This is a genomic window from Rhodanobacter sp. DHB23, from assembly GCF_014842975.1.
Taxonomy (GTDB): domain Bacteria; phylum Pseudomonadota; class Gammaproteobacteria; order Xanthomonadales; family Rhodanobacteraceae; genus Rhodanobacter_A.
Genome location: NZ_JACYXK010000029.1, coordinates 404,658 through 417,284, shown reverse-complemented (window position 1 = coordinate 417,284; position 12,627 = coordinate 404,658). Strand labels below are relative to the sequence as shown.

At 67.0% G+C, this 12,627-nt stretch carries 7 protein-coding genes, 1 tRNA gene and 1 pseudogene; 6 read left to right on the top strand and 3 right to left on the bottom strand.

All coding sequences use genetic code 11. The features are described 5' to 3' along the window. Positions 1–66: 66 nt before the first annotated feature. Positions 67–921 carry a polyamine aminopropyltransferase gene (speE, locus tag IHE47_RS16555; RefSeq protein ID WP_192107892.1) on the bottom strand — a complete coding sequence of 285 codons (855 nt, stop codon included), beginning with the start codon at positions 919–921 and terminating at the stop codon, positions 67–69. 213 nt (positions 922–1,134) lie between these two features. On the opposite strand from speE, the gene speA reads away from it, so the two are divergent. From speA to IHE47_RS16540, 3 genes are all read left to right on the top strand, one after another. After that, positions 1,135–3,024: an arginine decarboxylase gene (speA, locus tag IHE47_RS16550; protein ID WP_192107890.1), complete on the top strand. Its 1,890-nt coding sequence runs from the start codon at positions 1,135–1,137 to the stop codon at positions 3,022–3,024. Between the two features lie 359 nt (positions 3,025–3,383). Further along, complete coding sequence (locus tag IHE47_RS16545) at positions 3,384–4,820, top strand: amino acid permease (protein ID WP_192107888.1); 1,437 nt, start codon at positions 3,384–3,386, stop codon at positions 4,818–4,820. A 188-nt stretch (positions 4,821–5,008) separates the two neighbouring features. Then, on the top strand, positions 5,009–6,931 hold the full coding sequence (locus IHE47_RS16540) for a M61 family peptidase (protein WP_343227497.1): 1,923 nt from the start codon (positions 5,009–5,011) through the stop codon (positions 6,929–6,931). A gap of 73 nt (positions 6,932–7,004) precedes the next feature. Here IHE47_RS16540 and IHE47_RS16535 read toward each other — a convergent pair whose 3' ends face one another. After that, complete coding sequence (locus IHE47_RS16535) at positions 7,005–7,682, bottom strand: porin family protein (protein WP_192107884.1); 678 nt, start codon at positions 7,680–7,682, stop codon at positions 7,005–7,007. 249 nt (positions 7,683–7,931) lie between these two features. On the opposite strand from IHE47_RS16535, the gene IHE47_RS16530 reads away from it, so the two are divergent. The 3 genes and pseudogenes from IHE47_RS16530 to IHE47_RS16520 form a co-directional block, all read left to right on the top strand. Further along, positions 7,932–9,830, top strand: a complete 1,899-nt coding sequence (locus tag IHE47_RS16530) for a M61 family metallopeptidase (protein ID WP_192107882.1) — start codon at positions 7,932–7,934, stop codon at positions 9,828–9,830. 174 nt (positions 9,831–10,004) lie between these two features. Then, a tRNA-Arg gene (locus tag IHE47_RS16525) sits at positions 10,005–10,081 on the top strand. A 14-nt stretch (positions 10,082–10,095) separates the two neighbouring features. After that, positions 10,096–10,953: pseudogene (locus IHE47_RS16520) on the top strand (PA4780 family RIO1-like protein kinase); the annotation flags it as partial. Positions 10,954–10,981: 28 nt separating this feature from the next. Here the strand turns inward: IHE47_RS16520 and IHE47_RS16515 are convergent. Continuing rightward, on the bottom strand, positions 10,982–11,719 hold the full coding sequence (locus IHE47_RS16515) for an rRNA pseudouridine synthase (RefSeq protein ID WP_192108352.1): 738 nt from the start codon (positions 11,717–11,719) through the stop codon (positions 10,982–10,984). Positions 11,720–12,627: the final 908 nt, after the last annotated feature.

The window sequence follows — 12,627 nt, the reverse complement described above, 5'->3', positions numbered from 1 at the left end:
CTGCAGTGTCGCGAGGTTCGGCTTTGCCGAATCCCCAATCCCGTCTCCCGAATCCCGGCTCTTAACTCATTCGCCAAAAGCTTCGCGCATGAATTCGGGCTGGGCCAGCGCGGCCTTGTGGATCTCGGCGTTGTAGTACTTCGTGGGGAAGTTCTTGCTCAGCGCGCCGCGCTCGCGGAAGCCGCTGAGGTCGCCGCCCTTGCGCGCCATGGTGCAGCTCCACCAGCCGGTGGGGTAGCAAGGCTGCGGGAACGGCAGGGTCTTCACCGCGCTGAAGCCGGCGGTGCGCATGGCCGCGCGCATCGACTTGATCAGTTCGATGTGCGCCAGCGGCGATTCGCTCTGCTGCACCAGCAGGCCGCCGTGGCGCAGCGCCTTGAAGCAACTGGCGTAGAACGCGGCGTTGAACAGGCCTTCGGCCGGGCCTACCGGGTCGGTGGAGTCCACGATCACCAGGTCGATCGACTCCGGCTCGGCCTCGGCCATGTACTTGATGCCGTCGATGAACAGCAGCTCGGCGCGCGGGTCGTTGTTGGACTCGCACAGCTCGGGAAAGTACTGCTCGGCGAGGCGCGTGACGCGCTCGTCGATCTCCACCTGCACGGCGTGCTCGACTTCCTCGTGCTTGAGCACCTCACGCAGCGTGCCGCAGTCGCCGCCGCCGATGATCACCACGCGCTTGGCGCGCGCATGGGTGAACAGCGCCGGGTGGGTCATCATCTCGTGGTAGAGGAAGTTGTCGCGGCTGGTCAGCATCACGCAGCCGTCGATCACCATCAGCTTGCCCCAGTCGGTGGTCTGGTGGATCTCGATGGTCTGGAACGGCGTCTTCTCCGCGTGCAGCAGTTGCTCGGTACGGAAGCCGATGGAGGAGCCGGAGGCCTGGTGGGCCTCGGTGAACCAGCTGATCTGCTGCGACATGGGTGTTCCTGGGTCGGACGCGAAGTTTGGCCGCCCATTGTAGCCGAGCTGTCGTGGATGGGCTGTTACAATGGCGGTTCCGGTGCGCGACTGCCCCGGCTGGCGCGATGGGCCCCGCGGCGTGCGAGGCTTCCGGCCCATCGTGCTTATCTGCGTCAAGGCTCGCCGCTGCGACGACATGCCTTCTTTCCGTTTGCACAAGGAGACATTCCCATGTCGAAGCCCTGGAGCGTGGCCGATGCCCGCCACACCTACGCCGTGGCCCATTGGGGCGACGGCTACGTCGACGTCGGCGCGGACGGCGGGATCGCGATACGCCCGCAGGGCGTGCGCGGCCCCGCGCTGTCGCTGCCGGCCATCGTCGAGCGCGCCCGCGCCGAAGGCCTGCGCCTGCCGCTGCTGGTGCGCTTCCCGGACATCCTGGCCGACCGCCTGGCGCGGCTGCAGGCCGCGTTCGCCAAGGCCATCGGCGAGTGGGGCTACGCGGGCGGCTATACCGCCATCTACCCGATCAAGGTGAACCAGCAGCGCGGCGTGGCCGGCGAGCTGGTGGCCGCGGGCAGCGCGGGCTTCGGCCTGGAGGCCGGCTCCAAGCCCGAGCTGATGGCCGTGCTGGCGATGGCGCGGCCCGGCTCCATCGTGATCTGCAACGGCTACAAGGACCGCGAATACATCCGCCTCGCGCTGATCGGGCTGAAGCTCGGCCTGCGCGTGCACATCGTGATCGAGAAGCTGTCCGAGCTGGACCACGTGTTCGCCGAGGCCAGGGCGCTGGACGTGGAGCCGCTGCTCGGCGTGCGCGTGCGCCTGGCCTCGATCGGCGCCGGCAAGTGGCAGAACACCGGCGGCGACAAGGGCAAGTTCGGCCTGTCGCCGGCGCAGGTACTCACCCTGATCGAGCGGCTGGACCGGGCCGGCCTCAAGCACACGCTGAAGCTGCAGCACTTCCACATGGGCTCGCAGATCTCCAACGTGCGCGACATCGCCAACGGCATGCGCGAGGCCACCCGCTACTTCGTCGAGCTCACCCGCATGGGCGTGCCGCTGGAGATCGTCGACGTGGGCGGCGGCCTGGGCGTGGACTACGAGGGCTCGCGCTCGCGCAGCCACAACTCGATCAACTACTCGATCGAGCAGTACGCCGCCACCATCGTGCAGTCGCTGGCCGAGGCGGTGGAGGCGGAGGGCCTCGCGGCGCCGCACATCCTCACCGAGGCCGGCCGCGCGATGACCGCGCACCACGCGGTGATGGTGGTCAACGTGAGCGAGGTGGAGGAAGTGCCGCAAGGCACGATCCCCGCGCCGGGCGCCGACGAGCCGGCCGTGCTGCGCCGCCTGCGCGAAGTGCACGCCGAGCTCGACCAGCGCCCGCCGCTGGAGCTGTTCCACGAGGCCCAGCACCACCTCGCCGAAGGGCAGGCGCTGTACGCGCTGGGCCAGCTCGCGCTGGCCGACCGCGCGCGGCTGGACGAGATGTACTACGCCATCGCCGGCGCGGTGCGCGGACGCCTGCTGCCCGGCGAGCGCTCGCATCGAGCCGCGCTGGACGAGCTGGACGAGAAGCTGGTCGACAAGTACTTCGTCAACTTCTCGGTGTTCGAGTCGGTGCCCGACATCTGGGCGATCGAGCAGATCTTCCCGATCGTGCCGATCGCGCGGCTGGACGAGCAGCCCACCCGGCGCGGCGTGATCGTCGACCTCACCTGCGACTCCGACGGCCGCATCGACCACTACGTGGACGCCGAGGGCGTCGACGTCTCGCTGCCGCTGCACGCGCTGAAGGACGGCGAGAGCTATCGCCTCGGCATCTTCATGGTCGGCGCCTACCAGGAGACGCTGGGCGACATCCACAACCTGTTCGGCGACACCGACGCGGTGAACGTGCGCGTGGACGGCGACGGCTACGTGTTCGCACACAAGCGCCGCGGCGATACCACCGACCTGATGCTGGACTACGTGGGCTACGACCTTGCCGCGCTGCGCGCCAGCTACCGCGAGCGCATCGCCGCGGCGGGCGTCGCGGGCGGCGAGGCCGAGGTGCTGTATGCGGCGCTGGATGGTGGCCTCACGGCTTATACGTATCTTGCGGAAGATGCGTGTTGAGGGTGGCTCATCTCCCCTCTCCCTCCGGGATCTGATTGGCGTCGAGTCTCAGTGGTGAGCCGATTTGCTCCTCCCCCTGCTTGCAGGGGGAGGTTGGGAGGGGGTGAACCCTTGCGAAAGACCCTCATGGATGGCTTTCGCAAGAGCCTGACCCCACCCCAGCCCTCCCCTGCACGCAGGGGAGGGAGACAGCACATGGCACGACTGAGACTCGACGCTAATCAGGCCGTAGGGAGAAGGATTCACTCGGCAAGTCTTTCGCAGGGCGGCCAATACCCGCCTTCGTTCCTGGCGGACGGTGTCCGCCCTGCTTGCCATCGCAAGCTATGATCCGCCGATCTTTTCCGGGGAGCGAACCCATGTCCTTGCCGAGCCGAATGCTCCGCCACAAGTCCATCGAGCAGTTGCAGGGCGAGGTGGGCAGGCGCAGCGACTTCCGCCGCGTGCTGGGCCTGTGGCAGCTCACCGCGATCGGCATCGGCGGCATCATCGGTGTGGGCGTGTTCGTGCTGGCGGGCCAGCAGGCGGCGCTGAATGCCGGCCCGGCGGTGATCCTCTCCTTCCTGATCGCGGGCATCGCCAGCGCGGCGGCGGCGCTGTGCTACGCCGAGTTCGCCGGCATGATCCCGGTCACCGGCAGCGCCTACACCTACGGCTACGCCGTGCTCGGCGAACTGGCCGCGTGGCTGATCGGCTGGGACCTGCTGCTGGAATACGCGCTGATCGTCGCGGTGGTGGCGATCGGCTGGTCCGGCTACGTGCAGTCCGCGCTCGCCGGCATGGGCATCCCCGTCCCGCTCTGGGCGCAGGGCGCCTTCGGCACGGGCGAGGGTCATGTGTTCAACGTGATCGCCGCGCTGGTGACGCTGGGCGTGGCGGCGCTGCTGACCTTCCGCACCGAGTGGGGCGCGCGCTTCAACACGCTGGTGGTGGCGATCAAGGTGGCCGCCGTGGTGCTGGTGATCGGCATCGGCGCGTTCTACGTGAAGCCGGGCAACTGGCTGCCGTTCATCCCCGCGCGCGCGATGGGTGCCGACGGCGCGATGCATTTCGGCTTCCAGGGCGTCGCCACGGCGGCGGCGGTGGTGTTCTTCGCGGTGTTCGGCTACGACACGCTGACCACGGCGGCGGAAGAATCGAAGAATCCGCAGCGCGACCTGCCGCGCGCGGTGCTGCTGTCGCTGGGCATCTCGATGGCGATGTACCTGGCGGTGTCGCTGGTGCTCACCGGCATCGCGCACTACACCACGCTCAACACGCCGGCGCCGGTGGCCGATGCGTTCAAGGGGCTGGGCCTGCCGTGGGTGGCGTTGACAGTATCGGTGGCAGCGGTGTTCGGCCTGATCAGCGTGCTGTTCGCCTTCATGCTGGGCGCCACGCGCATCTGGTTCGCGCTGTCGCGCGACGGCCTGCTGCCGGGCTGGTTCGCCAAGGTGCACCCGCGCTACGGCACGCCGCATCGTCCGACGGTGGTGCTCGGCGTGTTCACCGCCCTGGTGGCCGGCCTGCTGCCGATCGAGGAGGTCGCCAAACTGGTGAACATCGGCGTGCTCTCGGCCTTCATCGTGATCTGCACCTCGGTGCTGCTGCTGCGCAGGCGCAAGCCGGAGCTGCACCGCGCGTTCCGCACGCCGTGGGTGCCGGTGGTGCCGCTGGTCGGCATCGCGTTCTCGATCTGGCTGCTGGCGGAGTTGCCGGCGATCACCTGGAAGGTGTTCCTGATCTGGGTGAGCCTCGGCATGGTGATCTACCTCGGCTACGGCATGCGGCACAGCAAGCTGGAGCGGCCGGACTGAACCGCGCCGCGTTCGGGCCGGCTTCCGGGCCACGCCACGCCGCCGCCATGTCGGCCGAGTGCCGCCGCCTGCGCGAGGCGGCGCCGCGCCGCAAATAATTTCGTCGCGTGGCATGACCTCTGGCAGGGTGATGCCGTGCCCCCGCGGCCTAGCATCCAACGGCCATCCCGTTGTTGCCGGAGCCACCCGTGAACCGTCATGCCCTTCGTTCCAGCCTGATCGCCGCTGCGGTGGTCGGGGCGCTTTCGCTTTCCGTCGCCCATGCGCAGGATGCCCGCCGCGCCGCGCCCGTCGATACGCCATACGACGGCACGCTCATGGTGAACGTGGACCTCACCGACGCGCCGAAGCGCATGTTCCGCGTGCAGGAGACGATCCCGGTGAAGCCGGGCGAGGTCACGCTGCTGTATCCCGAGTGGATTCCCGGCGAGCACGCGCCGTCCGGCCCGATCCAGAACGTGGCCGGGCTGGTCATCACCGCGAACGGCAAGCAGCTCGCCTGGCGGCGCGACCTGCGCGACATGTACGCGATCCATCTCGACGTGCCGCAGGGCGTGGGCCAGCTCGACCTTTCGTTCCAGTTCCTCTCGCCCGCGCCGGGCGAGGACAGCCTGTTCGGCGCCAGCGCCTCGTCCACGCCGAACCTGGTGGACGTGGAGTTCAACCAGGTGGCGTTCTACCCGGCTGGCTACTACTCGCGGCAGGTGAAGATCCAGCCCACCGTGCAGCTGCCCGCGGGCTGGAAGTTCGGCAGCGCGATGGAAGTGGCCAGCCAGAGCGGAAGCACCGTGCAGTTCAAGCCGCTGACCTTCAACAACCTGGTGGATTCGCCGCTGATCGCGGGCGAGCACTTCAACCGCGTGGATCTCGCACCGGGCGTGAAGGTGCCGGTGTACCTCAACGTGGTGGGCGATGGCGCCAAGGACGTGAAGCTCACCGACAAGCAGCTGGAACAGCAGCGCGCGGTGGTGACGCAGACCAACCTGCTGTTCGGCGCACACCATTACGAGCATTACGACTTCCTGCTCACGCTGTCCGATCACACCGGCCACTTCGGCCTGGAGCACCACCAGTCCAGCGACGACCGCCTGCCGGCCGACTTCTTCACCAACGACGACATGCACACGCTGGCGGCCAGCCTGATGCCGCACGAATTCGTGCATTCGTGGAACGGCAAGTTCCGCCGTCCGGCCGACCTGTGGACGCCGAACTTCAACGTGAAGATGCAGGACGACCTGCTGTGGGTGTACGAGGGACTGACCGACTACTGGTGCAGCGTGCTCACCGCGCGCGCCGGCCTGTGGTCGCCCGAGCAGTTCCGCGACACCATGGCGGACATCGCCTCGCAGATGAGCGAACGCACCGGCCGCGCCTGGCGTTCGCTGCAGGACACCGCCGATGCCGCGCCGCTCACCTACTACGGCGGCGGCGGCTGGTCGAACTGGCGCCGCGGCACCGACTTCTATCCCGAAGGCCAGCTGCTGTGGCTGGACGTGGACACCAAGATCCGCGAACTCTCCGGCGGCAAGCACTCGCTGGACGACTTCGCGCATGCCTTCTACGGCATGGACAACGGCAGCTACGTCACCAGGACCTACACCTTCGACGACGTGGTGAACACGCTCAACCAGGTGCAGCCGTTCGACTGGGCCAGCTTCCTGCGCGAGCGTCTCGACTACACCGGGCCGAACCTGCCCGAACACGGCATCGAGCGCGGCGGCTGGAAGCTGGTCTACACCGACCAGCCGAACGCGCAGACCAAGGCGATGGAGGGCATTCGCCACGGCGCCGACTTCGCCGCCTCGCTCGGCCTGTCGGCCTCGAAGAGCGGCAACATCTACGACGTGCAGTGGAACGGCCCGGCCTTCAAGGCCGGCCTGGTGCCGGGGCTCGTCATCGTCGCCGTGGACGGCAAGGACTATTCGCCCGACGCGCTGAAGGACGCGGTGACCGCGGCCAAGACTGGCAGCGCGCCGATCGAGCTGCTGGTGAAGAACGTCGACGTCTACAACACCGTGAAGATCGACTACCACGGCGGCCTGCGCTACCCGCATCTGGTGCGCGCGGACGGCAAGGACCTGCTCGGCGCGATCGCCACGGCGCGCAGGTGATACGCACCCTTGAAACAATGACGGCCGCCATCGGGGCGGCCGTCGCTTTTTGTTCGTCGGTATGCCGTCCAGCTCAGAAACGGTATTCCAAAGATGCCGAGAACGCGGCAACGTTGACGTCATCGCGGAAGCTTCCCGGATGGCCGTACTGCAGGTGGTAATTGTCGTAATTCAGGGCAAGGCTCACGTTCCGGGTCAGGTCATAGCCCACGCCCAATCCGCCGTACCAGCCGTTGTTCCAACTCGTATGGTCGCTGGAAGTGCCGAGGACGTAGTAATTCACCTCGTTCGTGCGTCGTGAGCGCAGGTAGCCGGCATGACCAGTGACAAACCAGTTCCGATAGAAGTTGTATCTCCCGTTGACGCCTATGGTGGCGGCACGCGAGTTCACTGACGTTTCCCTGTGAATGGGAGCGGCGGAGAAGGAAGGGGGGAGGGAAGGGGAGGTGACGATAGATGGGGGTAGGGTAGGAAGGAGAGTGCCGGCCCTGTTGATGACATCCTTGCGGTGACCGAGATAGGCATAGCCGACTTCCGCACCGATGTAGTCGTTCCAGCGCCAGCCGAAGCGTACGTTCTGGAACACGCTGTTGGGGTGGCTGATATCGGTACGGTACTTTGTTTGGCCAAGGTTGCCTGCGACGTAGAAGTTGTCCAGCCGATCACCGTTGTTGGTGCTGTCGTCCGCGCGTGTTGTCAGCGGCGCGATGAGCATGACGGCGATTGCGCCTGCAACTAGTGCCTTGTTCATGGAAAACCTCCGTATTTTCTTGTGGGTCCGTATGAGCGGGGAAATTGAAGCGTGGCGCATCGTGCGGGGGCGGGTGATGGCGGTCAAGGTTGTCCAGCGATTTTCCGGGAATTTTCGCCCAGCAGTCCTGGTGGCGTTTTGCCCGGTGAATGACCTTTGGCAGGGGGAGCGCAGCGTACGGCCGGTCTAGCATCGAGCCCTTGCCCTCGCACCATCTCGCCGCGCGGGCCGTTGCCAAGGGAGAATCCATTGAAAGCCACACGCCTCGCTTCCGCCATCGTCGCCAGCGCCTTCGGCCTGGTCAGTCTCAATGCACTCGCCGATGTGCCGCCGCCGCAGGATGTGGCCTACCCGGGCACGCTGCAGATCAGCGTGGACGCCACCGACCTCGCCCATCGCATTTTCCGCGTGCACGAAGTGGTGCCCGTGCAGGCCGGCCCGCTGACCCTGCTCTACCCGCAGTGGCTGCCCGGCAACCACTCGCCCAGCGGCCCGATCGACAAGTTCGCCGGTCTGGTGGTGAAGGCCAACGGCCAGGTGATCCCGTGGACGCGCGACCCGCTCAACGCCTACGCGTTCCACCTCGACGTGCCGCAGGGCGCGAGCAATGTCGAGGTGGACTTCCAGTACCTCTCGCCGCAGAACACCCGCCAGGGCCGCGTGGTGATGACGCCGGAAATGCTCGACCTGCAGTGGAACGCCAATACGCTGTACCCGGCCGGCTACTACACCCGCCAGATCAAGGTCGATGCCAGCGCGAAGTTCCCTGCCGGCTGGCAGTTCGGTACCGCGCTGGAAACGGCCTCGCACGACGGCGACACCGTGCACTTCAAGACCACCACCTTCAACACCCTGGTGGACTCGCCGATCTACGCCGGCAAGTACTTCAAGCGCCTCGACCTCGACCCGGGCGCCAAGGCCGGCGTGCACATGGACATCGTGGCCGACGACCCGAAGTACCTCGAGATCAAGCCGGAGCAGGAGAAGCCGTTCCACAACCTGGTGCAGCAGATGTACAAGCTGTACGGCGCGCACCACTACGGCCACTACGACTTCCTGGTCTCGCTCAGCGACAAGATGGGCGGCGAAGGCCTGGAGCACCACCAGTCCAGCGAGGACGGCACCGGCGCCGACTTCTTCAGCGAGTGGGACAAGAACGCGCTCGAGCGCGACCTGTTTTCGCACGAGTACAACCACTCGTGGGACGGCAAGTACCGCCGCCCGGCCGACCTGTGGACGCCGAACTTCAACGTGCCGATGCAGGACTCGCTGCTGTGGGTATATGAAGGCCAGACCCAGTTCTGGGGCCAGGTGATGGCCTCGCGCGCCGGGCTGTGGAACGACGAGCAGGCGCACGACATGTGGGCCTACGTGGCCGCCACCTACGACAAGGGCCGCCCCGGCCTCGCCTCGTGGCGCAACGTGCAGGACACCACCAACGACCCGATCATCGCCCAGCGCGCGCCGCTGCCCTACCGCAACTACCAGAGCAGCGAGGACTACTACAGCGCCGGCCAGCTGATCTGGCTGGACGTGGACGGCAAGCTGCGCGACATGAGCGGCGGCAAGAAGAGCATCGACGACTTCGCCAAGGCCTTCTTCGGCATGGACAACGGCAGCTTCGTCACCAACACCTACACCTTCGACGACGTGGTGAAGACGCTCAACGACATCCAGCCCTACGACTGGGCGAAATACCTGCGCGACCGCCTCGACGGCCACGGTCCGCTGACCGGCGGCTTCGAGGCGCACGGCTGGAAGCTGGTCTACACCGACAAGCCCAGCGCCGCGGTGAAGGCCATCGAGGCGCGCCGCCACTTCGCCGACCTCACCTATTCGCTGGGCGTGTCGGTGGGCAAGGGCGGCCAGATCGCCGACGTGCTGTGGGACGGCCCCGCCTTCAAGGCCGGCCTCGCGCCCAGCATGACCATCGTCGCCGTCAACGGCCGCGACTTCGATCCGGATGGCCTGAAGGACGCCGTCACCGCCGCCGCGAAGGACAAGAGCCAGCAGATCCAGCTGCTGGTGAAGGACTTCGACCAGTACAAGACCATCACCATCGACTACCACGACGGCCTGAAGTACCCGCACCTGGTGCGCGACACCAGCAAGCCCGACACGCTCGCCACGCTGTTCAAGGCCCGCTGATCGCCCGCCTTCTCCCCTCTCCCGCTTGTGGGAGAGGGGCTGGGGGAGAGGGCGCTCTTGCCGCACCACCCCGCGTAAGCCCGGATCGCCCCGCATGGGCGATCCCCGCCATCTCCGCTATACTGCCCGCCCGCCACGGATCGCAACGATCCGCACGCGGCCTCGCAGCACCACGCGCCCGTAGCTCAGCCGGATAGAGTAGTGGCTTCCGAAGCCATTGGTCGGGGGTTCGAATCCCTCCGGGCGCGCCATCTTCCGAGACACCGTGAAGATCCCCCAAGGCTTGCGGGCGCTGATCGACGACGGCGTCATTGATGAAGTGATGCGCCCGCTCAAGAGTGGCAAGGAAGCGGCCGTATACATTGTCCGCAGCGGCGGCGAAGTGCGCTGCGCAAAGGTCTACAAGGACATGGCGCAGCGCAGCTTCCAGCAGCGCGTGCAGTACCAGGAAGGGCGCAAGGTACGCGGCAGCCGTGAGGCACGGGCGATCGGCAAGGCGAGCAAGTACGGCCGCAAGCGGCAGGAAATAGCCTGGAAGAATACCGAGGTCGATGCGCTCTACCGGTTGCGCGACGCCGGCATGCGTGTGCCCGAGCCGTTTGGCTAGTTCCACGGCGTGCTGGCGATGGAGCCGGTCGCCGACGCCGAAGGCTTCTCCGCGCCACGCCTGGGCGAGATGGAACTCCGTGCGGAGCGGGCGCGTGAATACCATGGCGTGCTGGTACGGCAGGTGGTGCGGATGCTGTGCTGCGGGCTGGTTCATGGCGATCTGGCCGCGTACGACGTACTGGTCGGTTCGGATGGGCCGGTGGTGATGGATTTCCCGCAAGTCGTCAGTGCCGGGGGCAACAATGCGGCGCGCACGATGCTGCTGCGCGACGTCAACAACCTCGCCGCGTATCTTGGACGCTGGGCGCCCGGGCTGCTGGACACGTGGTACGGCGAGGAAATGTGGGCGTTGTTCCAGGCCGGCGAGCTGCGGCCCGATACGGAACTGAGCGGCGAGTTCACGCCGGACGAAAGCGGGGTCGATCTCGACAGCATCCGCCAGTCCATCAACGATGCGCGCGAAGAAGTGCTGATCCGGCAGCAGGGCCGCGAGGCGGCCGCGGAAGACTGGAACCTCATGGAGGCGCCGACGCGCCCCGGCCTCAGAATTTCTCGCCCGCGGGCAGGTATCGCCAGGCTCCCGGTGGCATCGCACCGTCCGGGCCCTTGCCCAGTGCGATCCTGCCGATGCGCAGGCGGCGGATCGACACGACGCCCAGCCCGACCTGCGCGCACATGTCGCGCATCTGTCCGCCTTGCACGCCCTTGATCGCGAAACGCAGGCGCGTCTCGTTCTGCCAGCTGACCTTGCACGGCGGCAGCACGCGGCCGTTGAAACTCAGGCCATGGCTGAGTCGGCGCAGGCCGTCGGGCGCGATCTCGCCGCTGATTTCGACGATGTACTCGTGCTCGATGAGGCCGGCATCCTCGGTCAGGCGGCGCCATATCCGGCCGTCCTGGGTCAGTACCATCAAGCCGCTGGCTTCGGCGTCTATCGGCACCGGCGACGTCAAGCGATGGAAATGGCGCCGCAGCAGACGTTCCCCGCTGGGGTCGTCGGCCCAGCGGGTCGCCGGCGTCACCAGGCTGCTGGCGGACTTGTCGCCGTAGATGGCATCGACGCCCGGCGGCTTGTGCAACAGGATCGTGGCCGGCTCCACCGCTCCCAGGCGCGCGTCGGGGGCGAGCTCGACGCGCTCGACGGTTACCTTGTGTTGCGGCGCCTCGATCACCTGCCCATCCACCGACACCCAGCCGTTCCGGATGAACTGCTCGGCTTCGGCGCGCGAGAGGCCGAACAGCTCGGAGACACGATGGTTGAGTCGAACCGGGGCGGACATGGACATGGCCAGGGAGCGGGACGCGCAGTGTAACGACCGGAAAGCCGTCGATGCGCAGGGCGATGGGACGGCATCCTTGGCGGTCGCCCTCCGGGTCATCGCTGGCGCGATTTTTTGGGTTCTTCTCCCGGGCGTCAGTGCGTCGATGGCGGGCTGCGTGGCTTCGGCGGTCACGCGGCAGCCGTCCACATCGTAGCGGCGCGTCTGCTTGCCGTTGCCGTTGTCCGGCACTTGCCGCGCTGGGCCGGTGATGGATTCGGCCCATCCATGCTTTCTTTTGTTCAAAGGCGTGGAACCCGAATGCTCACTACAAGCAGTGGGATCAAACCCCAGACAGGTGATGTCACCGGGCGCGAGAGAAGTGTGGGAGGCCGCGGCCTCGCAGGTCGAGGCGAGTCGTTCTGCTGACCGGTGTGCCTGCGCCGGCGTAAAGCAAAAGTTCCAGGCGGTCGGCACCGGGGTATGCGCGTCTTTCCTGTCGATGCCATGCAAGGCGCCGGTTCTTGCCATCTGCCACCGTGCGGGCGCCGGCGACGGCCGGACCCCTTGGCTTTATCTCGGCCTTGATCTGCGCTAATGTGACAAAAATGTGATCTAGTTCACATTTTTTGGCATGGTGGCTAAACCATGTCCTCCAGGGGAAGGGGGCTCACGCTACAGCGCATCTGTTCCAGGTCTGCCATGTCCAGGCCGCACGCGGTCGTCGGCGTCCCGGCGCCGGACCGGCGCGCAGTGCCGCATGTCGCACGATCGGGCATCCACGTTGCAATGCGCCTCGCCGGGCCCGTCCTGGCGTTTCGGGGCGCGCTGCTCCAGTCGTGTCCCGACAACGCCGGCACGTCCGCCTGAATGCCGCAGGGGTACCGGGGCCGGGCCGCGGCTGGCCACGGGCAGGCGTCGATCCGGGT

Bases quoted from the DNA above. Each gene is read 5' to 3' on its own strand.
- IHE47_RS16515 (WP_192108352.1), bottom strand. From the start codon at position 11,719: ATGTCCGCCCCGGTTCGACTCAACCATCGTGTCTCCGAGCTGTTCGGC.
- IHE47_RS16545 (WP_192107888.1), top strand. From the start codon at position 3,384: ATGTCCTTGCCGAGCCGAATGCTCCGCCACAAGTCCATCGAGCAGTTG.
- IHE47_RS16535 (WP_192107884.1), bottom strand. From the start codon at position 7,682: ATGAACAAGGCACTAGTTGCAGGCGCAATCGCCGTCATGCTCATCGCG.
- speE (WP_192107892.1), bottom strand. From the start codon at position 921: ATGTCGCAGCAGATCAGCTGGTTCACCGAGGCCCACCAGGCCTCCGGC.
- speA (WP_192107890.1), top strand. From the start codon at position 1,135: ATGTCGAAGCCCTGGAGCGTGGCCGATGCCCGCCACACCTACGCCGTG.